Genomic DNA, 20,730 nt, shown 5'->3' with positions numbered 1-20,730 from the left:
TTACACCACCTGGAACCCCCACCGCCCCCCCAGGACGCCGAGGTCTTCCAGGAGGGCCTCCACCGCCTCCCGCCCCTCGGGAAGCCCCCGCAGGAGGAGGTAGAGGAGGCCCGCAAGCTCCCCGAGGAGAAGAAAGCCGTAACGGGCTCGCTCCTCCTCCCATAGGGCCTCCATCCTGAGGCGGGCCATGCGCCAGGGCACGGGGAGGAAGTGGCCTTGGGGGGGCTTGGCCTCGGGGGCGCAAAAGGCGGGGTCCCCTTCCGTGAGAAGCCCCCGGCAGGCGAGGGGCCTATGGGGGTAGACCCCGCAAAGCCCCCCTTCCAGGAGGGGGCAGGGGGTGCGGCTTCGGAAGAAGCGGCTCGGGAAGTCCTTCTGGTCCTTGCCCCAGGCCAGGAGGGCGAGGCGCCTTGGGCCTTCCTCCAGGAGGCGGGCCTTCTGCGCCTCGGTGAGGTGGGGGAGGAGGGCCTCTCCCTCGAGGCGGCTTAGGGTAACCCAGCCGAAGCAGCAGGCGAAGCACCCCGCCTTGCAGGAGGGTCGCACGCCCTTCCCCTCCAGGTAGTCCGCGAGGTCTTGGTCCAAGGCCTGGTGGGCTTCCTCCACCCTCATCGCCGCTGGCGGTAAAGCCCCCGCCTGGGGTCAAAGGGGCAGGCGCGGAAGGCCACGTGGAGGCAGAAGCGCCGGTGGCGGAGGACCTCCAGGGCCAAGGCCCTGGGCAGGCCGCACCGGGGGCAACCCCGGGGGGCCCGCCCCCGCCAGAGGAGGTACGCCGCCCCCGCCAGGAGGATCAAGCCCAGCGCCTCCACGGGGGCCAGTCTACAGGGTGTAGCATGGGGGTATGCCTGCGCCCTTTCTGGAACCCCTGGTGCCGGGGGTCCCCCCGGCGGTCTCGGCCTGGGTCCGGGGCCTAGAGGAAGTGGCCCTCCACCTAAAGAGGTGGGCCTTTGACCTTCCCGAGGAAGGCTTCTGGTGGCGGCCCAAGGAGGGGGTGAACCCCATCGGGGGCCTGGTGCGCCACATCACGGGAAGCTCCTTGCGCCTCGCCCACTACGCCCTGGGCCTGGACCTCCCCGAGTGGGCAAGACGGGGCAGGGAGTGGGAGCTTCTGGGGGAACCTGAGCCCAAGGAGGCGGTGGTGGCCCGCTTCCGGGAGGCCTGGGAAGGGCTCCTTTCCGCCTTTTTGGGCGTGGGGGAGGAGGATTTAGGGAAGCCCGTCCCCGTGGGAGGCCAGGGGGTGGAAGCCCCCCGGGCCCACGTCCTCCATCACCTGGTGGAGCACGCCCAGCACCACGCCGGGCAGGTGATCTACGCCCGCAAGCTCCTGGGGAGCTTTGCCCCTCCCGGGGAGGGGTAAGATGGGGGCATGGAACGCGTGGGCATGCGCGCCGCGCCTAGGGCGAGCCTCGAGGCCCTGAAGGCGGCCTTGGGCGGCCAGAAGCTTTCCGAGGCCAAGGTCTACCTCATCACCGACTGGCAGGACCGAAGGGACCGGGCCCGCTACGCCCTCCTCCTCCACGGGGGCAAGAAGGACCTCCTCGTCCCCGACGCCTTCGGCCCCGCCTTCCCCGGGGGGGAGGAGGCCCTTTCCGAGCTGGTGGGCCTTCTCCTGGAGCGGGGCGCTAGGAGGTTCTACGAGGCCGTGGTCTCCCCGGGGGAGCTCACCGCCCTCCTCGGCTACCCCTCGGAGGAGATCGTCAAGCGGGTGAACGCCATCGCCAACCCCACGGACCCCGGGATCTACCTCAAGCAGGCGGCTTAGGAACCTTCTTCACAAAGGGGGGCTCAGCCCCCCTTTAAGGTTTTTTTCGGGAGGCTAGCCTATGCGCGCGGTGGTGCTCAAGGACTTCGGCGGGCTAGAGATGCTGGAGGAGCGGGACCTCCCCGTGCCCGAGCCTGGGCCCGGGGAGGTCTTGGTGAGGAACCTGGCCGTGGCCGTGAACCCCGTGGACGCCAAGATCCGGGCCGCTGGCCGTTGGGCGGGGGTGGAACCCCCCTTCGTTCTGGGGTACGACGCCGCTGGGGTGGTGGCCAAGGTGGGCCCTGGGGTGAGGGACCTCCGGGAGGGGGACGAGGTCTACTACACCCCGGAGATCTTCGGCAACCCCCACGGGACGTACGCGGAGTACACCCCGGTGCCCGCCAACCTCGTGGCCCGGAAGCCCAAGAACCTCTCCTTCGCTGAAGCGGCGGCCATTCCCCTGGCGGGGGGAACCGCCTGGGAAGCGGTGGTGCGCCGCTTGGCGGTGCGCCCTGGGGAAGTGGTCCTCGTCATGGGGGGCGTGGGCGGCGTGGGTTCCTTTGCCGTGCAGTTTGCCAAGGCGGCCGGGGCCTTCGTCGTCGCCACGGCCAGCCGGGAGAACCTTCCCGTGCTCACCGAACTGGGGGCGGACCTCGCCCTGGACTACCGGGGCCCTTGGCAGGAGGAGGTGCTCCGGGCCACGGAGGGCCAGGGGGTGGACGCCGCCTTTGAGACGGCGGGGGAGAACCTGGTGGAGCGGGTGATCCCCGTGGTGCGTCCCTTTGGCCGCATCGCCACCATCCTGCCTCCCCAGGGGAACCTTTCCGGGCTCTACACCAAGAACCAGACCCTCTACGGGGTTTTCCTCACCCGGGAGCGGAAGCGGCTGGAGGAGATGCGCCCCCTCTTTGAGCGGGGCCAGGCGAAGCCCCTCCTCGCCGAGGTCCTGCCCTTCGGCTTGGAAAACCTGCGCAAGGCCCACGCCCGCATGGATTCGGGCCACGGGCGGGGGAAGGTCGTCCTGACTTTTTAGGCGTACCGGAGCTTAAGCCGCGCCGCCTCCTCCGCCAAATGGGGGAGGCGGCTTAGGTCCACCCCCGTGGCGAGTCCCCTGGCCTCCAGGAAGGGGAGGACCCTTTCCGTGGGCAGGTTGCCCACCAGTTCGTCCCCGGCGAAGGGGCACCCCCCCACCCCCGCCAGGGCCCCTTCCAACCAGAAGACCCCGGCCTCCAAGACGGCCTCCGCCTTGGCCAAGGCCTCTTCGGGCCGGGCGTGGAGGTGGGCCCCGAGGCCCCCTGGGCCGAAGCGGGCCACCGCCTTCTCCAGCACCTCGCGGATGCGCTGGGCCTCCGCCACCCCGTAGGTGTCCGCCAGGGCGATCTCCCGCACCCCCAGCTCCCTTAGCCGCCCGATGGCCTCCAGCACCGCTTCCACGCCCCAGGGGTCCCCGTAGGGGTTGCCGAAGGCCATGGAGAGGTAGACCACGAGGCCAAGCCGCCCCCGCGTCCTCTCCACCATCTCCGCCACCAGGGGCCAGGAGGCCTCTATGGAGCGGTTCGTGTTCCTCCGCTGGAAGGTCTCGGAGAGGGAGAAGGGGTAGCCCACGTGGGTGAGGTTGGGGGTGGCGAGGGCCCTTTCCAGGCCCTTCTCGTTGGCCACGATGGCGAGGTAGGTGCGCCCCCCTGGGGGCGGGAGGGCGCTTAACACCGCTTCGGCGTCCGCCATCTGCGGCACCCACTTGGGGGAGACGAAGCTCGTGAGGTCCAGGTGGCGGAAGCCCGCCGCGAGAAGCCCCTTCAGGAAGGCCACCTTCTCCTCGGTGGGGATGAAGCGGGAAAACCCCTGCCAGGCGTCCCTGGGGCACTCCACCCACTTGGCCTCCATGCCTTCCCCCCCTACACCTGGAAGACCCCGATGCGGAAGGGCTCCCGCTCGGGGTTCAGGGCGCAGGCCTCGAGGGCCCGGATGAGCCACTTCCGGGTCTCGTGGGGGAAGATGACGGCGTCCACCCAAAGCCTCGCGGCGGCGTACCGGGGGTCCAGGGTCTCCTCGTAGCGGCCCTTGATGCGCTCGTAAAGCTCCTTGAGCTCCTCGTCCGAGGGCTCCTTCCCTTCCCGCCTGAGCTTCTCCACCTCAAGCTCCAGAAGGGTCTTCGCCGCCTGGGCCCCGCCCATCACGGCGTACTTGGCGCTGGGCCAGGCGAAGAGGAACCGGGGGGCGTAGGCCTTGCCCGCGAGGGCGTAGTTCCCCGCCCCGAAGGACCCCCCGAGGATCAGGGTGATCTTGGGCACCACGGAGTTGCTGACGGCGTTCACCAGCTTGGCCCCCCGCCTTATGATCCCCGCCTGCTCCGACTCCTTGCCCACCATGAAGCCCGTCACGTCCTGGAGGAAGAGGAGGGGGATGTTCATCTGGTTGACCTCGAGGATGAACCGGGCCGCCTTGTCCGCCGCCTCGGCGTAGATGACCCCCCCCACCTCAATCCGCCCCTTCTTCTTCAGGACGAGGCGCTGGTTCCCCACGATGCCCACCGGAAAGCCCCCGATCCGGGCGAAGCCCGTGACCAGGGTCTCCCCGTACCCCCCCTTGTACTCCAGAAACTCCGAGCCGTCCACGATCCGGGCGATCACCTCCTTGAGGTCGTAGGGCCGGGAGCCGTCGGGGGAGACGAGGCCGTAGAGGTCCTCTATGGGGTAGAGGGGCTCCCTTGGCGCCTTCCGCCCTTCCGCCCAGGGGGCGAGGCGGGGGGGCGGGTAGAGGGCGGCGAGCTCCCGTATGCGCGCCAAAGCCGCCTCGTCCGTGGGCTCGTAGAAGTCCACCGTCCCCGAGACCTCGAGGTGCATCCTCGCCCCCCCGAGCTCCTCGGAAGAGACCTCCTGGCCGATGGCCGCCTTCACCAGGGCGGGGCCCGCGAGGTAGAGGCCGCTCCCCTCCGTCATGATGAGGACGTCCGTCATCACCGGGAGGTAGGCCCCCCCGGCCACGCAGTTCCCCATGATGGCCGAGATCTGGGGGATCCCCAGGGCCGACATGCGGGCGTTCAGGTAGAAGATGCGGCCAAAGTCGTCCTGGTCGGGGAAGACCTCGTCCTGGAGGGGCAGGAAGACCCCGGCGGAGTCCACCAGGTAGACCGTGGGGATGCGGTTTTCCAGGGCGATGGTCTGGGCCCGGATCACCTTCTTCGCGGTGATGGGGAAGAAGGCCCCGGCCTTCACCGTGGCGTCGTTGGCGATGATCATCCAGTCCCGGCCCGCGATCTGCCCGATCCCCGTGATGACCCCCCCCGCCGGGGCCCCGCTCCACTCCTCGTACATGCCCAAGCCGGCGAAGGCCATGAGCTCGTAGAACTCCGTGCCGGGGTCAATGAGCTTTTGAATGCGCTCCCTGGCGGTGAGGCGGCCCTTTTTGTGCTGGCGCTCTATGGCCTTGGGGCCGCCGCCTTGGCGCACCCTTTCCAGGCTTTCCCTGAAGTCCCGCACCAGGGCCACCCAGGCGTCCTTGTTGGCCTTGAAGGCGGGGCTTTCCCGGTCCTCCGGGCGCAGGGCGGTTTCCAGCATGGCCCGATTATAACGCTTTTATGCCTCTTCGTGGAAAAGCGTGGGGACCTGGGGCGGGCAGGGCGTCTTGGCCTGGGCTTGGGCCTGGCGCCTCGCCTCCCGGTCCACCCGCTCGTTCTCCGGGTGGCCCGTGTGCCCCTTCACGAAGTGGAAGCGCACCCGGTGGGGGGCCAGGGCGAGGAGGAGGGCCTCCCAGAGGTCGCGGTTTTTCACGGGCTTGCCCTCCGCCGTCCTCCAGCCACTTTTTTGCCATCTTTCTAGCCAGCCTTCCGTGAAGGCCTTCTTGAGGTAGTGGCTGTCGGTGTGGAGGTCCACCTCGCAGGGCTCCTTCAAGGCCTTCAGGCCCTCTATGGCCGCCTTGAGCTCCATGCGGTTGTTGGTGGTGCAAGGCTCTCCCCCGGAGAGGAGCCTCTCGTGGGCGTTAAAGCGGAGGAGGGCCGCCCACCCCCCGGGGCCGGGGTTTCCCAGGCAGGCCCCGTCGGTGAAAAGCGCCACCCGCTTCATCCCCTACCGCGGGCTTCCCGGGAAAGGAGGGCCATGCTGAAGGCGATGAGGAGGAAGGCGATGAGGGCTTGCAGGGGGATGGGAAACTGGGGGATGTACTCCACGCTGCAGGGCACGGGGGGTTTGCAGGCCAGGGGGAAGAGCCCCGGGAACCACTCCTGGGTGAGGTGGAGGGCGCTCACGCTTCCGCCGAGGAGGGAGAGGGCCAGGCTGTAGGGCCAGATCCCGAAGTCCTGCCGCCAAAGGGCAAGGCCCAGGATCACCGCCTGGGGGTACATGAAGATCCGCTGGTACCAGCAGAGCTCGCAGGGCAGGAAGAGCCGCACCTCGGAGTAGTAGAGGCTTCCCAGGGTGGCCACCAGGGCCACCACCCAGGCGAAGGCGAGGAGAAGGGGAGCGCGCTTCACAGGGGGTAGCATACTCCCAAACTGGGGCCATGGAGGAGGCTTCCCTGGAGCTTAAGGAGGGGGAGGACTTCTATTGGGAAGAGGGGCGGAGGGTTTTCACATGCTGGCGCAAGCCAGCACGGGGGCCCCGGCAAAGGGTTCTCAAGGGGCCTTGGGAAGGCGGGCGCTTAGGCCTCGAGGAGGGCCTCCACGAAGGCCTCGGGGTCAAAGGGCTGGAGGTCGTCCGGGCCTTCCCCCACGCCGACGAAGCGGATGGGCACCTTGAGGGTGCGGACGATGGGGACCAGGACCCCGCCCTTCGCCGTCCCGTCCAGCTTGGTGACGATGACCCCGGTGAGGCCCAAGGCCTCGTGGAAGCGCTTGGCCTGCTCCAGGCCGTTTTGCCCGGTGACGGCGTCCAGCACGAGCCACACCTCCCCAGGCTCCCCGGGGTCGGCCTTGGCGATGGCCCGCTTCACCTTCTTGAGTTCCTCCATGAGGCCCTGCTTGGTGTGGAGGCGGCCCGCGGTGTCCACGAAGAGGAGGTCCAGGCCCCGGGCCTTCCTGGCCTGGGCGGCGTCAAAGGCGAGGGCGGCGGGGTCGGCGCCCTCCGCCCCTTGGATCACCGGGATCCCGAGGCGCTTCCCCCACTCAGCGAGCTGGGTGCCCCCCGCGGCGCGGAAGGTGTCCCCGGCGCAGAGGAGCACCTTTTTGCCCAGGCCTTGGTAGTAGCGGCCCAGCTTGGCGACGGTGGTGGTCTTGCCCACCCCGTTCACCCCCACCACCAGGACCACGCGCCCCTTGGGCTCCACGGCCTTGGGCTTTTGCGGGTTGAAGCCGAGCTTGCGCAGGGTGGCCCGCCGCTCGTCCGGCTCCAGCATCTGGACGAGCTTCTCCTTCACCGCCTCCTTCAGGTCCTTGCGCCCCGAGGCCCGAACCTCCTTCAGGAGTTCTTCCGTGGCCTCGAGGCCCACGTCGGCGGCGAGGAGGGCCATCTCCAGCTCCTCCAGGACCTCCTCGGGGTCGCCGCCCCAGGGGATGGCCTTGAGGAGCCTCTCTCGGGTCTTGGCGAGGCCCGCCTTTAGGCGCTCAAAGAAACCGGCCATCTAGCGGAAGTTCGCCCCCAGGGCCAGGCGCCAGACCTTGGGAAACTCCGCGAACCCGTAGACGTAGGTGCCCTCGGCGAAAAGGCCCGTGTAAGGGTCTAAAAGCCCTTCCAGCCCCAGGGTGAAGCTCACCCCCAGGGTGGGCGCGGGCCCCACGAGGCCGCTTAGGCCCCCGCCGAAGTAGGGGAGGAGGCCCTGGAGGCTGGGGTCGTACTGGCCCAGGTCCGGCTTGAAGAGGAGGCTCGCTTCCAGGGCAAGCCCCGGGGCCGCCGGGGCAAGCTCCGCGAGGAGCCGACCCGAAAGGTTTTGCCGCAGGCGGTTTTCCACCCCGGCCCCGAAGGTGAGGCCGAGGCCTTCCCCGTAGCCGAAGCGCATCCCGATGGCCCCCTGGGCGTGGGCGAGGCCCAGGAGGAGGCCGAGGGCGAGAAGAAGCCGCTTCATCCCCCTGAGTATACCCGGGTTTGCGGTTTTCTTCACGAGAGGACCCGCGCCAGGCGGGAAAGCGCCCGCCCCTTCCCAAGGAGGGCCAGGATCTCAAAGAGGCCCGGGGTCTCCAGGCTCCCCGTGAGGGCCGCCCGGAGGGGCTGGGCCACCTGGCCGAGCTTGACCCCCTTCTCCGCGGCGAAGCCCCGGAGGAGGGCCTCGAGGGCGGCCTCGCTCCACTCCTCCTGGGCCTCTAGGCGGGGGTAAAGCTCCCTGAGGAGGGGAAGCCCCTCCTCCAGCGCCCTCTTGGCCTTCTCCGAAACGGGGTAGTCCTCGGTGAAGAGGTAGCGGGCCTTCTCCGGGAACTCCTTCAGGGTGTCAAACCGGGGGCGCATGAGCTCCACCGCCCGCCTCAGGTAGGCCTCGCTCTCCCAGGAAAGCCCCGCCTCCCGGAGGAAGGGCTTGACCCTCTCGGCCACCTCCTCCAGGGAGAGCACCTCCCGGAGGTACTTCCCGTTCATCCAGCGGAGCTTCTCCAGGTCAAAGACGGGCCCCCCCAGGGAGACCCTTTCCCAGGTGAAGGCCTGGATGAACTCCTCGAGGGTGAAGATCTCCCGCCCGTCGGGCATGGAAAACCCCATGAGGCCGAGGTAGTTCCTCAGGGCCTCGGGCAGAAACCCCTCCGCCTTGTACCAGTCCAAGGAGGTGTGGCTCTTGCGCTTGGAGATCTTGGTCTTGTCGGGGTTGCGGAGGAGGGGCATGTGGTAAAACCTAGGCGCCTCCCAGCCGAAGGCCCGGTAGAGGAGGACGTGGATGGGGGTGGAGACGAGCCACTCCTCCGCCCGGATCACGTCCGTGACCCCCATGAGGTGGTCGTCCACCACGTTGGCCAGGTGGTAGGTGGGGTAGCCGTCGGACTTGAGGAGGACCACGTCGGGGATCTCCTGGTTGTCGTAGACCACCACCCCCCGTAGCTCGTCCTTGACCTCCGTGGTCCCGGGGCGGGGCACCTTGAGGCGGATCACGTGGGGCTCGCCCCGCCTCGCCCGCTCCTCGGCCTCCTCGGGGGGGATGTTCCGGGCCCTCCCGTCGTAGCCCCCCTTTTCCTTGCGGATTTGCTCTAGCTCCTCCGGGGTCTCAAAGGCCCGGTAGGCCCACCCCCGCTTGAGGAGCTCCTCGGCGTGCCCCTTGTAAAGGGGAAGCCGTTCCGACTGGCGGTAGGGCCCGTGGGGGCCGCCCACGTCGGGGCCCTCGTCGTAGGTGAGGCCAAGCCACCTCAAGGCGGCGAGGATCCTCTCCTCGGCCCCGGGGACGTAGCGGGTGCGGTCCGTGTCCTCAATGCGCACGATGAAGCGCCCCCCGTTCTTCCGGGCCCAGGCGTAGTTGAAGAGGGCGATGTAGGCCGTGCCCACGTGGGGGTCCCCCGTGGGGCTTGGGGCGATGCGGGTCACCACCATACCTCGCCCATTATCTCATCCGGGGTTAAAGGCCGAGCCTTACGCTGAGGGGCAATGGACGGCGAGCTCATGGCCCAAGGACTCAGGAAGCGCTACGGCCCGAAGGAGGTGGTGAAGGGGGTGGACCTCCACCTCAGGCGGGGCGAGATCGTGGCCCTCTTCGGCCCCAACGGGGCGGGGAAGACCACCACCTTCTACATGGTGGTGGGGTTCATCCGGCCCACCGCGGGGCGGATCTTCCTCAAGGGGCAGGAGATCGGCCGCCTGCCCATGTACCAAAGGGCCCGGCTCGGCCTCGGCTACCTCCCCCAGGAGCCCAGCGCCTTCCGGCGCATGACGGTCTTGGAGAACCTCCTGGCCATCCTGGAGTTCCAGCCGCTTTCCAAAAAGGAGCGGCTGGAGAAGGCCAAGGCCCTCCTGGAGGAGCTCGCCATCCACCACCTCAGGGACCGGATGGCCTACGCCCTCTCCGGTGGGGAAAGGCGCAGGCTGGAGATCGCCCGCGCCCTCGCCACCGACCCCGACTTCATCCTCCTGGACGAGCCCTTCACCGGGGTGGACCCCAAGAACGTCAAGGAGATCCAGAAGGTCATCGCCGAGCTCCGGGAGAGGCGCGGCGTGGGGGTCTTCATCACGGACCACGCCGTGCGGGAGACTTTGGCCATCACCGACCGGGTCTACGTGATGTACGACGGGGAGATCCTCTTCCACGGCGACCCCAAGACCTTCGCCCAGGACCAGGGGGTGAGGCGGCACTACCTGGGAGAGGACTACGAGCTTTAGATGACCTTCTGGGCGCTTCTTTTCCTCATCCTCTTCCTCTCGGCCTTCGTGGCCTACCTGGGGGACAAGGTGGCCAAGTGGGCCGGGAAGCGCCACTACCGCCTCTTCGGCCTGAGGCCCCGGCAGACGGCCACCCTGGTGGCGGTGTTCACCGGGGTGGGGATCGCCCTTTTCAGCTACCTGGGCTTTCTCCTGGTTTTCCGGGAGGCCCGGGTGACCATCCTCGAGGCGGAGGCTGTCCGCAAGGAGCGGGACGGGCTTAAGGCGGAGCGGGACGCCCTCCTTCGCGCCAAGGAGGCCCTGGAGGCCGAGGCCTCCCGGGCCCTGGCCGAGCTCAACGCCCTCCGCTCCGAGGCCAAGGAGCTCTCCCGGGCCCTAGAGGAGGCGGCCGCCTTAAGGAAGCGCCTTCAGGCCGAGGCCAGCGCCCTGGAGGCCCGGGTGAGGGCTTTGGAGGCGGAAAAGAAGCGGCTCACCGCCCTCCTGGAGGAGCGGGAAAGGGCCCTCCGGGAGAAGGAGGGCCTTCTCGCCCAGAGGGCGGAGGCCCTCAAGGCCCTGGAGGAGGCGGTGCGCCGGGCGGAGGCGGAAAGGAAACGCCTGGAAAGGGAAAAGGCCCGCCTCGAGGCCGACTTGACCCTCCTGGAGGCCAGGCTGGGGGAGGCCCAGAAGGAGCGCCAGGCCCTCAAGGCGGAGGCCGAGGCCTTAAGGGCCCGCCTGGAGGAGGCCCGGAAGGAGCTCCGCCGGGCCGAGGAGCGGGTGCGGGACCTGGTGCAACAGGCGGAGGTCTTGCAAGGGGAGCGGGGCCAGCTTTCCGCCCGCCTGGCCCGCCTCAGCCAGGGGCTTTCCCTGGGGGAGGTCCGCCTGGGGGCGGAGGAGGGGCGGGTGGTCCTGGAGCGGGTGGCGGAGCGCCGGGCCCTTTCCCAGGGCTTCCGGGGGGTGGAGCTCCTCCTGGAGGAGGAGGTGCGGGGCCCCGGGGTGGCGGTCCTCGAGGGGGCGGGCTACCAGGAGGGGCGGCTTCTGGTTCGGGTGCGGTTTTACCCCGAAAGGCGGGTGGCCGAGAAAGGAAAGGTCCTGGCCAGCGCCACCTTTCGGCTTTCCACCCCGGCCAAGAACCAAGAGGTCCTGGAGCGCCTGGGGAAGGAGGCCCGGGAGCGGCTCCTGGAGGCGGGCTTTCCCCCCGAGTACGCTACCTTCCCCTCCCCCGAGGAACTGGCCCGGGGCCTGGCCCTCCTGGAGGGAAAGAGGGGGGTGGTGCGGGTGGGGGTGGTGGCCGTGCAGGAGCTACGGACCAGCGAGCGGCCCCTCCTCGCCTTCGGGCTTCTCGGGGGGCCTCCGGGCCCGGAGGTACCGGTCCCGACCCGCGAGGTCCCTTAGCACCTCCACCCCCTCCCAGCCCCTTTCCCGAAGCTCCTGGGCGAGGAGGTGGACGTTTTCCGGGGCGAGCTCCAGGAGGAGGAAGCCCCCCGCCCGAAGGGCCTCCCAGGCCTCCTGGGCCAGGGGGCGGGCCACCGAGAGGCCTTCCGGCCCGGCGTAGAGGGCCAGGGGGTTTTCAAAGGCGAGCTCCTTGGGGGCGCTCTCCCGGTAGGCCTCGGGGAGGTAAGGGGGGTTGGCCACCACCAGGTCCAGGCCCCTGAGCCCCCCGGTCAAGGAGGCGGGGAGAAAGGCCACGGGAAGCCCCAGGCGCCTGGCGTTCTCCTCCGCCAGGGCCAGGGCCTTGGGGTCCACCTCGGTGGCGTAGACCTCCGCCTCGGGCAGGTGCCGCTTCAGGGCCAAGGCGATGGCCCCCGTGCCCGCGCCCACGTCCAGGATGCGCGGCCTTGGGGGGAGGGGAAGCCCCAGGGCCAGGGCCACCAGCCCCTCCGTCTCGGGCCTGGGGATGAGCACCCCTTCCTCCACCCGGAGGGGCAGGCCGAAGAACTCCACCTCCCCCAGGAGGTACTGGAGGGGGTAGCCCGAAAGCCGCTTTTCCAGCAAGGCCATGGCCCGGGCCTCGCTTCCCGGGGGCGGGGGCTCCCGAAGCTTTAGGAAAAGGGCCTTCCGGGGAAGGCCCGTGGCCAGGCCCAAAAGGTCCCAGGCTTCGCCCCTGGGGAGGCCCGCGGCCTCAAGCCTCCTTTCCAGTTCCCGGAGGAGCCTTATCACGGGGGTAGACCACCACGTGCCGTTCCTCCCCCTCCCCTTGGCTTTCCGTGGTCACCTTGGGGTGGTTTTTGAGGAGCATGTGCACGATGCGCCTTTCCGAGGGGCGCATGGGGGGGAGGGGCAGGGGCTCGCCCGTGAGCTCCACGGTGAGGGCGGCCTCCTCGGCCAGCTTGCGGATCCTCTCCTCCCGGCGCCTGCGGTAGCCCGCGGCGTCCAGGACCACGCGGTACTCCCCCCCGAAGTGCTTGGCCAGGACCACCCCCGCCAGGTACTCCACCGCCTTCAGGGTCCGGCCTTCCTTGCCGATGAAGCGGCCCAGGTCTCCCCCTTTGACCTCGGCCTTGAGGAGGTTCCCCTCCTGGCGCACCTCCACGTGGTACCCCGGGTCCAGGCGCAGGAGAAGCCCCACCAGAAAGCCCTCCAGCACCTCCTTGGGGCTTTTGGGCCTTTCCTCCTTTCCCGCCTCCTTGAGCCCCACCTCCACGGGGGCCTCCTCCAGCACCCCGAGGTCGGCGAGGAGGTCGTCAATGTTCTTTTTCTTCTCGTCCATAAGCCCAGTTTACGCCGTCACCGGCTTCAGGCTCTTGTTGATGAGCCACTGCTGGAGGAGGCCGATGAGGTTGGAAAGCACCCAGTAGAGGGTGACCCCCGAGGGGAACTGCAAGACGAGGAAGATGAAGATGAGGTTCATGAAGAGGCTCTGGCGGATGAGGTCCTTGTTCCCGTGGGCGGAAACCCAGGTGGAGAGGAAGGTGCTGGCCACGTAGAGGGCGGGGAGGATGTAGAAGGGGTCGGGGAGGGCCAGGTCGGGGATCCAGAGGAAGCCCTGCCCGAACTCGTAGTTGGCGATCACCTTCCAGAGGATGAAGAGGATGGGCATCTGGACCAAAAGGGGCAGGCAGCCCGCGGCGGGGTTCACCTTGTGCTCCTGGTAGAGCTTCATGGTGGCCTCCGCCCGCTTGTTGGGGTCGTCCTTGTACTTCTCGTTGATCTTCTGGATGAGGGGCTGGAGGCGTTGCATCTCCGCCATGCTCTTGAACTGCTGGTGCATGAGGGGCCAGAGGAGAAGCCGCACCACCAGGGTGAGGAAGAGGATGGCCAGGCCCCAGCTCCCCGTGTAGCGGAAGGCGGTCTCCATGAGCCAGAGAAGGCCTAGGGAGAGCTGGCCCCAAATGTTGGGGGCGAAGAGGCCGGGGAGAGGAAGGAGGCCTTCCACGTGGAAGCGGACGAGCTCGTTCTGGCCCCCGTAGACCTTCAGGGCCTCCCCGGGGCGGAGGTCCACTTCCCCCCCCTTTCCGAGAAGCTTGGCCGCAAAGGGCCTCTCGGCGAAGGCCACCAGGGCGTAGCCCGCCTTGGGCCGGGTCTGCCAGGCCAGGTAGCGGGCCTGGCCCTCCCCGCTGGGCAGGGGCTCCTTCTGGCCTTCCAGGAGGATTTTGGAGGCGCCCTGGGCGGAAAGCCGCAGGGTGAGGGGGAAGTCCGCCTCCACGCTCACCGTGTAGCGCCCCTTCTCTATGCGGTAGGTGAGGGTACCCTCCTGGCCTTGAAAGCGGGCGAGAAGGCGGCCATTCTCCACGGCGAACTCCGCCTTCTTTGGGGTGAAGCCCTCGGGGGCCACCACCGGGCCGTTTGGGCTCAGGTTGGGGGCGCGGGTGTAGTCGTTGAAGGCCGTTCCTTTGTAGGTCTTCACGTACCAGCCCACCACCTGGCCTGCCTCGTTGAAGGCCAGGTCCATGAGGTTGGTGACGGCCACCTTCTCCGGCACGCCGTCCCCGTTCACATCCACGTCCTTGAAGGTGGCCTCCAGGGCCAAGGCGGGGACCAGGAGGAGGGCCAAAGCCAGGCTTCTCATCGGGCCTCCTCCTTGGCCCGCCGGGGCGGGAAGACGAGGGGCACGGGGTCCAGCCCTCCGGGGTTTAGGGGGTGGCACCGGAGGAGGCGCCTTGCCGCCAGGTAGCTGCCCCAGAAGGCCCCGTGGCGCTCCAGGGCCTCGAGGGCGTAGGCGGAGCAGGTGGGGTGAAAGCGGCAGGTCTTGGGCTTGAGGGGGGAGAGGAAGCGCCGGTAGGCCTTCACCAGAAGGATCAGCAAGCCGCGCACGCCGCCTATTGTACCAGCCCGCTTTTCCTCAAGGCCCGCACCACGTCCTGGAAGAGGGCGGCGAAGTCCGCCTCCCGGGCCTCGGGGCTCGCCACCAGGAGGAGGTGGGCCTTGGGAAGGTGGAGGCGGCGGAGGACCTCCCTAAGCCGCCGCTTGATGCGGTTGCGCACCACCGCCTTGCCCACCTTCTTGGAGACCACGATGCCCACGCGAAGCTCGGAGGCGGGAAGCCACTTCACGCTCACGTAGCGGCCCCTTCCCGCCTTTCCCTTGCGGAGGCGCTGGAAGGCCCGGTCGCCCTTCAGCGAAAGGAGCTTGCCCCCCGGGGTGGGGGGCTTGGGGCTTAGGGCTTCCGCACCGCGGGCGTGAGGCGCCAGCGGCCCTTCTGCCGCCTGCGCTTCAGCACCTTCCTGCCGCCTGGGGTCCTCATGCGGGCCCGGAAGCCGTGGGTCTTGGCCCGCTTCCTCCGGTTGGGCTGCCAGGTCCTTTTCATCCATTTCCCTCCCTGGGGCCTTGGGCCCCCGACACCCTAACGAGTGTAGCATAAGGGAGGCGGAGTCTGGCCTAACGGATTTTTGCAGGCAAGCCCCCACGGCGTTGACAACCTCGCTGGCCTCCCCTATACTCCCCGGTAAACGGTCGTTAGGGAGGAGCCCGTGGCCCAGCTTTCCGTGGAGCGCATCACCTTAACCTTTGGCGGCGTGGCGGCCCTCGCCGGGGTCTCCCTGCGGGTGGAAAGGGGGGAGCTCGTCTCGGTGATCGGGCCCAACGGGGCGGGGAAGACGAGCCTTTTGAACTGCATCTCCGGCTTCTACCATCCCCAGCGAGGACGCATCCTCTTTGAGGGGCAGGAGATCACCCGGGCGAGCCCTCACGCCATCACCAAGCTGGGGGTCGCCCGCGCCTTTCAAAACATAGAGCTCTTCTCAGGCCTCACCGTGCTGGAAAACCTCATGCTGGCCCGGCACACCCACCTGAGCTACGGCCTCCTCGCCGCCGGGGTCTTCTACGGGAAGGCCCTGAAAAAGGAGGTGGAAAACCGCCGGGCCGTGGAGGAGGTCATTGACTTCATGGAGCTGGAGCCTTACCGCAAGGCCCTGGTGGGGAACCTCCCCTACGGGGTGAGGAAGCGGGTGGAGGTGGCCCGGGCCCTGGCCCTTTCCCCCAAGCTCCTCCTCCTGGACGAGCCCATGGCCGGGATGACCCTCGAGGAAAAGGAGGACATGGTGCGTTTCGTCCTGGAGATCCGGGCCCGGGGCACCACGGTGATCCTCATTGAGCACGACCTGGGGGTGGTCATGGACATCTCCGACCGGGTCTACGTCCTGGACTTCGGCCAGGTCATCGCCGAGGGGAGGCCCGAGGAGGTGGCGAAGAACCCCAGGGTGCAGGAGGCCTATCTGGGGGTGGAAGCGTGAAGGCCTTGAGGCCCTCCTACGAGATGAAGCGCTACACCCTGCCCCAGCTCCTGAGGCTAAGGGCGGAGCAGGAAGGGGACCGGGTGGCCCTCCGGGAGAAGGACTACGGCATCTGGAACGAGATCACCTACGCCCAGTACTACGAGAACGTCCTCCTCTTCGCCCACGGCCTCCTCTCCCTGGGGTTTGGGCCGGGGGAGCGGCTCGCCGTCATCGCCGACAACATCCCCGAATGGCTCTACGCCGAGCTCGGGGCCCAGGCGGTGCGGGGGATCAGCGTGGGGGTTTACCAGAGCAGCCTCCCCCCCGAGATCGCCTACATGCTCCAGTACACGGGGGCGAGCGTGGTCCTCGCCGAGGACCAGGAGCAGGTGGACAAGCTCTACGAGATCCGAAGCGAGATCCCCCACGTTCGCTACGTGATCTACGAGGACGAGAAGGGGATGCGGGGCTACAAGGACCCCTGGCTCCTCTCCTTCGCCGAGGTGCTGGAGCGGGGGCGGGAGCACCGGAGGAAGCACCCGGACGCGGTGGAGAAGCTCCTCCTGGAAGCGAACCCCGAGGAGGTCTGCCACCTCTCCTCCACCTCCGGCACCACGGGGCGCCCCAAGGCGGCCATGCTCCGCCACCGCAACCTCATCCACATGGGGGTGGCCCTGCAGGAGGTGGACCCCCTCCTCCCCACGGACGACTACCTCTCCTTCCTCCCCCTGGCCTGGATCGGGGAGCAGATGATGTCCGTGGCCATGGCCCTCACCGGGGGGTTCGCCGTGAACTTCCCCGAGGCCGTGGAGACCGCCATGCAGGACCTCAAGGAGATCGGCCCCCACGTGATGTTCAGCCCGCCCAGGGTCTGGGAGGGGATCCAGAGCCAGATCTGGGTGCGGATCTCGGAAAGCTACGCCTTCAACCGCTTTGTCTACGAGCGGCTTTTGCGCCTCGGCTACTGGGCGGCGGACTACCGCATGCGGGGGAAGCCCATGCCCCTAGGGCTTCGCCTCGCCTACTGGTTCGCCGACCAGGTCCTCTTCAAGCCCTTGCGGGACCAGCTGGGCTTCCTCCGCCTCCGCCGGGCCTACACCGGGGGGGCCGCTTTGGGCCCCGACGTCTTCCGTTTCTTCCACGCCATCGGGGTCAACCTCAAGCAGATCTACGGCCAGACGGAGATCATCGGCATCGCCTTCGTCCACCGGGATGGGGACGTGCGCCACGAGACCGTGGGCCTCCCCATCCCCGGGACGGAGGTGCGGATCAGCGAGGAGGGGGAGATCCTCTGCCGCTCCGACGCCGTTTGCGCCGGGTACTGGGAGAGGCCCGAGGCCACCCAGGAGACCTTCGGGGACGGGTGGCTCCACACCGGGGACGCGGGCTACCTCACGGAGGACGGCCACCTGGTGGTCATTGACCGCCTCTCCGACGTGATGCGCACGGAGAAGGGCACGGTCTTCAGCCCCCAGTTCGTGGAGAACAAGCTCAAGTTCTCCCCCTACATCAAGGAGGCGGTGGTCTTCGGGGACCGGAAGCCCTATCTGGCGGCCTTCCTCAACATAGACCCCCAGACCGTGGGCAAGTGGGCCGAGGACCGGGGCCTGGCCTACACCACCTACCTGGACCTCTCCTTGAAGCCCGAGGTGGCCGAGCTCATCCGCAAGGAGGTGGAGAAGGTGAACCAGGGGCTTCCGGAGGAGCTTAGGGTCCGCCGCTTTGTCCTCCTCTACAAGCTCCTTGACGCCGACGACGAGGAGCTTACCCGCACGGGCAAGGTGCGCCGGGGCCTCATCGCCAAGAAGTACGCCCCCCTGGTGGAGGCCCTCTACTCCGGCGCCCAGGAGGTGGAGGTGGAGGCGGAGTACCGCTACCAAGACGGGAGCGTCCAGCGGCTTCGGGCCCGGGTGCCCGTGTGGGACCTGAGGGAGGAGGTGCCCGCGTGAGCTTCTTCCTGCAGCTTCTCTTCTCGGGGGTGGTGCTGGGGCTCGTCTACGCCCTCGCCGCCTTGGGCTTCGTCCTCATCTACAAGGCGAGCCGGGTGGTGAACTTCGCCCAGGGGCAGTTCATCGCCATCGGGGCCTTCCTGGCCTACTGGGCCATGGCCTCCTTGGGCGCCCCCTTCTTGCTGGCGGCGGCCTTGGCCTTGGCCCTCACCGCCCTGTTGGGCTTCGGGGTGGAGCGGGTCTTCCTGAAGCGCATGGTGGGCCAGCCCATCATCTCGGTCATCATGGCCACCATCGGCCTCGCCTCCCTCCTTGACGGCTTGATCCACCTCACCCCCTTCGGGGCGGGCAACTTCAGCTACCCCGCCTTCCTGCCCCCTGGGGGGGTGAGCGTCCTTGGGGTGCAGGTTTCCTACGCCCAGCTTCTCGCCGTGGCCTTTACCCTGGGCTTCCTCGTCCTCTTCACCTGGTTCTTCCAGCGCTCCACCTTAGGGATCGCCATGCGGAGCGTGGCCGACGACCAGATGGCGGCCTTAAGCCTCGGGGTTTCCGTGGAGAAGGTCTTCGCCCTGGCCTGGGCGGCGGCAGGGCTCACCGCGGCGGCGGCGGGGATCGTGGTGGGCACCATCTCCGGCCTGAACCTGGACGGGCTGGTGCACATTGGCCTTAAGGTCTTCCCCGTGGTCATCCTGGGGGGGCTGGACTCCATCCCCGGGGCGGTGGTGGCGGGGATCATCATCGGCGTCTTGGAGAACCTGGCGGCGGGCTACCTGGACCCCTTTGTCCCCGGCGGGGGAACCCGGGACGTCTTCCCCTTCCTGGTCCTCCTTCTCGTCCTTTGGTTCAAGCCCCACGGGCTTTTCGGCACGGAGGAGATTGAGCGCGTATGAAGAACCCCTGGGCCCAGACCGGAAACTACCGCACCCGGTACGAGGAGGACGCGAGCCTCTTCGCCACTCACCGGGAGCTGGTCTCTCTGCTCCTCTTCCTGGCCTTTCTCCTGGTGCTCCCCCAGTTTCTTTCCCGCACTCAGGTCTTCATCCTGGACCTGATCCTGGTCTACAGCCTCGCCGTCTTGGGGCTCAACGTCACCACGGGGTATGCGGGGCTCATCAACATCGGCCAGGCGGCCTTCATGGGGGTGGGGGCGTACACCGCGGCCCTTCTCGCCCCCCAGGGCCTGCCCTTCTGGCTGGTTCTTCCCTTGGGGGGCCTGGTGGCGGCCTTCTTCGGTTTTCTTGTGGGCATCCCGAGCCTTAGGGTGAAGCACCTCTATTTGGCCATGGCCACCCTGGCCTTCCAGATGGTCTTTGAATGGACCGTGGGGCATATGCCCCTTTTACGGCAGGGGGGGGCCATGGACCTGCCCCGGGTGAGCTTTCTGGGGTACGAGGTGGGTTTCCGCAACCACTACCACTTCTGGTACTACGTGAGCCTCGCCGTGCTGGTCCTTCTGGCCCTTTTCTGGCGCAACCTTCTGCGCACCAGGTACGGGAGGGCCCTGGTGGCCGTGCGGGACAACGACCGGGCGGCGGACGCCATGGGCATGGACCCGGGGCGCACCAAGCTCTTCGCCTTCGCCCTGGGGGCCTTCTACGCCGGGGTGGCCGGGGTGCTTTACGCCTACCTCTCCCGGGCGGTGGTCATAGAGGACTACACCTTCGCCGTCTCCATCAAGCTCCTGGCCATGGCCATCGTGGGGGGGCTCGGGACCCTGGTGGGAAGCTTCCTGGGGCCCGCCTTTTTGGAGCTTCTGGACGTGAACATGGAGGCCCTTTCCAACCTCATCAAGGCCCTGGGCTTCAGCGTGGCTGGGGTGGACGTGGCGAGCGCCCTCCGTCCCTTCGCCTTCGGCCTCGTCATCGTCCTCTTCCTGGTGTTTGAGCCTAGGGGGCTTTACAACTGGTGGCGCCTGGTGCGAAGCTACTTCCGCACCTGGCCCTTTAGGTACTAGGCAACCCCCCTCATGGGGTTGGTGAAGGGAGGGAACGTATGCGGAGGACACTGGCAGGCATCGCGGCGGTTTTAGGGTTGGCCTTGGGCCAGCAGCAGGTGACCCTCTTCTGGTCGGGGGCCATCACCGGGCCCACCTCGGACGCTGGGGCCCCTTACGGGGCGGCGGTGGAGGACTACTGCAAGTGGGCCAACGAGCGGAAGCTCGTGCCCGGGGTGGTCTTCAACTGCGTGGTGCGGGACGACCAGTACAACAACGCCAACACCCAGCGCTTCTTTGAGGAGGCGGTGGACCGCTTCAAGATCCCCGTCTTCCTCTCCTACTCCACCGGGGCGAACCTGCAGCTCAAGGCCCTGATCCAGGAGCTCAAGATCCCCACCATCCCCGCCTCCATGCACGTGGAGCTTGTGGACCCCCCCAACAACGACTACTTCTTCATCCCCACCTCCACCTACTCGGAGCAGGTGGTGGCCCTCCTGGAGTACATCGCCAAGCAGAAGAAGGGGGCCAAGGTGGCCCTGGTGGTGAACCCCTCCCCCTTCGGCCGGGCCCCGGTGGAGGACGCGAGGAAGGCCGCCCGGGAGCTCGGGCTTCAGATCGTGGACGTCCAGGAGGTGGGGAGCGGCAACCTGGACAACACCGCCCTCCTCAAGCGCTTTGAGCAGGCGGGGGTGGAGTACGTGGTCCACCAGAACGTGGCCGGTCCCGTGGCCAACATCCTCAAGGACGCCAAGCGTCTGGGCCTGAAGATGCGCCACCTGGGGGCCCACTACACGGGAGGCCCCGACCTCATCAAGCTGGCGGGGGACGCGGCGGAGGGCTTCCTCTGGGCCACGAGCTTCTACATGTACCACGAGGACGCGCCGGGCATCCGCCTGCAGAAGGAGATCGCCCAGAAGTACGGCCGGCCCCAGGCCATCGCCGAGAGCACCAACTACACCAATGGGATGCTCGCCGCGGCCATTGCCGTGGAGGCCATCCGCAGGGCCCAGGAGCGGTTCAAGCGGGTCACCAACGAGACCGTGTACCAGGCCATCGTCGGCATGAACGGGCCCAACGCCTTTAAGCCGGGTTTCGCCGTTTCCACCAAGCAGGGTATTGAGATTGACTTCACCAAGAGCGAGCACACCGGGGCGGAGGGCCTCCGGATCCTCGAGGCCAAGGGGGGCCGCTTCGTCCCCGTCTCCGAGCCCTTCACCTCGGCCCTCTTCCGCAAGGTGCACTACGGCAAGTAAACCCCAGGGGC

General features: G+C 68.2%; 25 protein-coding genes. 10 read left to right on the top strand and 15 right to left on the bottom strand.

Annotated features, from left to right (window positions below; all coding sequences use genetic code 11):
• Both BLP62_RS03715 and BLP62_RS03710 read right to left on the bottom strand, forming a co-directional pair.
• Window positions 1–606: a YkgJ family cysteine cluster protein gene (locus BLP62_RS03715; RefSeq protein ID WP_093005988.1), complete on the bottom strand. Its 606-nt coding sequence runs from the start codon at window positions 604–606 to the stop codon at window positions 1–3.
• A complete protein-coding gene (locus tag BLP62_RS03710; RefSeq protein ID WP_420918349.1) occupies window positions 603–794 on the bottom strand; it encodes a hypothetical protein in 192 nt (63 codons plus the stop codon). Before BLP62_RS03710 ends, BLP62_RS03715 begins: the two co-directional genes overlap by 4 nt.
• A 41-nt stretch (window positions 795–835) precedes the next feature.
• Between BLP62_RS03710 and BLP62_RS03705 the strand changes: the two genes are divergently transcribed.
• The 3 genes from BLP62_RS03705 to BLP62_RS03695 all read left to right on the top strand — a co-directional run bounded on the left by BLP62_RS03705 (window position 836) and on the right by BLP62_RS03695 (window position 2,768).
• Complete coding sequence (locus BLP62_RS03705; RefSeq protein ID WP_093005984.1) at window positions 836–1,351, top strand: DinB family protein; 516 nt, start codon at window positions 836–838, stop codon at window positions 1,349–1,351.
• A 9-nt stretch (window positions 1,352–1,360) separates the two neighbouring features.
• Entirely contained in the window at window positions 1,361–1,756 is a 396-nt protein-coding gene (locus BLP62_RS03700) for a DUF3197 domain-containing protein (RefSeq protein ID WP_093005982.1), read from the top strand.
• A 61-nt stretch (window positions 1,757–1,817) separates the two neighbouring features.
• A complete protein-coding gene (locus tag BLP62_RS03695; RefSeq protein ID WP_093005980.1) occupies window positions 1,818–2,768 on the top strand; it encodes a zinc-binding dehydrogenase in 951 nt (316 codons plus the stop codon).
• On the opposite strand, the gene BLP62_RS03690 is transcribed toward BLP62_RS03695, so the two are convergent.
• The 7 genes from BLP62_RS03690 to gltX form a co-directional block, all read right to left on the bottom strand.
• Window positions 2,765–3,619 carry a hydroxymethylglutaryl-CoA lyase gene (locus tag BLP62_RS03690; protein WP_093005978.1) on the bottom strand — a complete coding sequence of 285 codons (855 nt, stop codon included), beginning with the start codon at window positions 3,617–3,619 and terminating at the stop codon, window positions 2,765–2,767. The genes BLP62_RS03695 and BLP62_RS03690 overlap by 4 nt on opposite strands.
• 11 nt (window positions 3,620–3,630) lie before the next feature.
• Window positions 3,631–5,292, bottom strand: a complete 1,662-nt coding sequence (locus tag BLP62_RS03685) for an acyl-CoA carboxylase subunit beta (RefSeq protein WP_093005976.1) — start codon at window positions 5,290–5,292, stop codon at window positions 3,631–3,633.
• 18 nt (window positions 5,293–5,310) lie between these two features.
• Window positions 5,311–5,796 (bottom strand): ribonuclease HI, encoded by a 486-nt coding sequence (gene rnhA / locus BLP62_RS03680; RefSeq protein WP_093005974.1) that lies wholly within the window; start codon window positions 5,794–5,796, stop codon window positions 5,311–5,313.
• Complete coding sequence (locus BLP62_RS03675) at window positions 5,793–6,215, bottom strand: disulfide bond formation protein B (RefSeq protein ID WP_093005972.1); 423 nt, start codon at window positions 6,213–6,215, stop codon at window positions 5,793–5,795. The genes rnhA and BLP62_RS03675 overlap by 4 nt, the downstream gene beginning before the upstream one ends.
• Window positions 6,216–6,370: 155 nt before the next feature.
• Window positions 6,371–7,288 carry a signal recognition particle-docking protein FtsY gene (gene ftsY, locus BLP62_RS03670; RefSeq protein WP_093005970.1) on the bottom strand — a complete coding sequence of 306 codons (918 nt, stop codon included), beginning with the start codon at window positions 7,286–7,288 and terminating at the stop codon, window positions 6,371–6,373.
• Window positions 7,289–7,729, bottom strand: a complete 441-nt coding sequence (locus BLP62_RS03665; protein ID WP_093005968.1) for a hypothetical protein — start codon at window positions 7,727–7,729, stop codon at window positions 7,289–7,291.
• Between the two features lie 32 nt (window positions 7,730–7,761).
• Complete coding sequence (gltX, locus tag BLP62_RS03660; protein WP_093005966.1) at window positions 7,762–9,168, bottom strand: glutamate--tRNA ligase; 1,407 nt, start codon at window positions 9,166–9,168, stop codon at window positions 7,762–7,764.
• Window positions 9,169–9,222: 54 nt separating this feature from the next.
• Here gltX and lptB point away from each other — a divergent pair, with 54 nt between their 5' ends.
• Both lptB and BLP62_RS03650 read left to right on the top strand, forming a co-directional pair.
• Window positions 9,223–9,951, top strand: a complete 729-nt coding sequence (lptB, locus tag BLP62_RS03655; RefSeq protein WP_093005964.1) for an LPS export ABC transporter ATP-binding protein — start codon at window positions 9,223–9,225, stop codon at window positions 9,949–9,951.
• Window positions 9,952–11,322 (top strand): DUF3084 domain-containing protein, encoded by a 1,371-nt coding sequence (locus BLP62_RS03650; RefSeq protein ID WP_093005962.1) that lies wholly within the window; start codon window positions 9,952–9,954, stop codon window positions 11,320–11,322. It abuts the gene before it with no gap.
• Here the strand turns inward: BLP62_RS03650 and prmC are convergent.
• Genes prmC through rpmH form a run of 6 tightly spaced genes read right to left on the bottom strand, consistent with a single transcriptional unit; the run spans window position 11,230 to window position 14,674 of the window.
• Entirely contained in the window at window positions 11,230–12,087 is an 858-nt protein-coding gene (gene prmC, locus BLP62_RS03645; RefSeq protein ID WP_093005960.1) for a peptide chain release factor N(5)-glutamine methyltransferase, read from the bottom strand. The genes BLP62_RS03650 and prmC overlap by 93 nt on opposite strands.
• A complete protein-coding gene (locus BLP62_RS03640) occupies window positions 12,050–12,637 on the bottom strand; it encodes a Jag family protein (RefSeq protein ID WP_093005958.1) in 588 nt (195 codons plus the stop codon). The genes prmC and BLP62_RS03640 overlap by 38 nt, the downstream gene beginning before the upstream one ends.
• A gap of 9 nt (window positions 12,638–12,646) precedes the next feature.
• A complete protein-coding gene (locus BLP62_RS03635) occupies window positions 12,647–13,936 on the bottom strand; it encodes a membrane protein insertase YidC (protein ID WP_093005956.1) in 1,290 nt (429 codons plus the stop codon).
• A complete protein-coding gene (gene yidD / locus BLP62_RS03630; RefSeq protein ID WP_093005954.1) occupies window positions 13,933–14,181 on the bottom strand; it encodes a membrane protein insertion efficiency factor YidD in 249 nt (82 codons plus the stop codon). Before yidD ends, BLP62_RS03635 begins: the two co-directional genes overlap by 4 nt.
• Before the next feature lie 5 nt (window positions 14,182–14,186).
• A complete protein-coding gene (gene rnpA / locus BLP62_RS03625; protein ID WP_093006068.1) occupies window positions 14,187–14,486 on the bottom strand; it encodes a ribonuclease P protein component in 300 nt (99 codons plus the stop codon).
• Window positions 14,487–14,524: 38 nt separating this feature from the next.
• Window positions 14,525–14,674: a 50S ribosomal protein L34 gene (gene rpmH, locus BLP62_RS03620; RefSeq protein ID WP_093006066.1), complete on the bottom strand. Its 150-nt coding sequence runs from the start codon at window positions 14,672–14,674 to the stop codon at window positions 14,525–14,527.
• A gap of 163 nt (window positions 14,675–14,837) precedes the next feature.
• Between rpmH and BLP62_RS03615 the strand changes: the two genes are divergently transcribed.
• From BLP62_RS03615 to BLP62_RS03595, 5 genes are read left to right on the top strand one after another with little or no spacing between them, the layout of a single operon-like run.
• Window positions 14,838–15,599: an ABC transporter ATP-binding protein gene (locus BLP62_RS03615; protein WP_093005952.1), complete on the top strand. Its 762-nt coding sequence runs from the start codon at window positions 14,838–14,840 to the stop codon at window positions 15,597–15,599.
• Window positions 15,596–17,530, top strand: coding sequence for a long-chain fatty acid--CoA ligase (locus BLP62_RS03610; protein WP_093005950.1), 1,935 nt, complete (start codon window positions 15,596–15,598; stop codon window positions 17,528–17,530). Before BLP62_RS03615 ends, BLP62_RS03610 begins: the two co-directional genes overlap by 4 nt.
• Window positions 17,527–18,420: a branched-chain amino acid ABC transporter permease gene (locus BLP62_RS03605; protein WP_093005949.1), complete on the top strand. Its 894-nt coding sequence runs from the start codon at window positions 17,527–17,529 to the stop codon at window positions 18,418–18,420. Before BLP62_RS03610 ends, BLP62_RS03605 begins: the two co-directional genes overlap by 4 nt.
• Window positions 18,417–19,484, top strand: a complete 1,068-nt coding sequence (locus BLP62_RS03600; protein ID WP_093005947.1) for a branched-chain amino acid ABC transporter permease — start codon at window positions 18,417–18,419, stop codon at window positions 19,482–19,484. The genes BLP62_RS03605 and BLP62_RS03600 overlap by 4 nt, the downstream gene beginning before the upstream one ends.
• Before the next feature lie 38 nt (window positions 19,485–19,522).
• The gene (locus BLP62_RS03595) at window positions 19,523–20,719 is read left to right on the top strand and encodes an ABC transporter substrate-binding protein (protein ID WP_093005946.1); all 1,197 of its coding nucleotides are present in this window, start codon (window positions 19,523–19,525) and stop codon (window positions 20,717–20,719) included.
• Window positions 20,720–20,730 lie beyond the last annotated feature (11 nt).

This window comes from Thermus arciformis (genome assembly GCF_900102145.1).
In the GTDB taxonomy this organism is placed as follows: domain Bacteria; phylum Deinococcota; class Deinococci; order Deinococcales; family Thermaceae; genus Thermus; species Thermus arciformis.
This window is presented reverse-complemented; position numbering and strand designations above follow the sequence as displayed.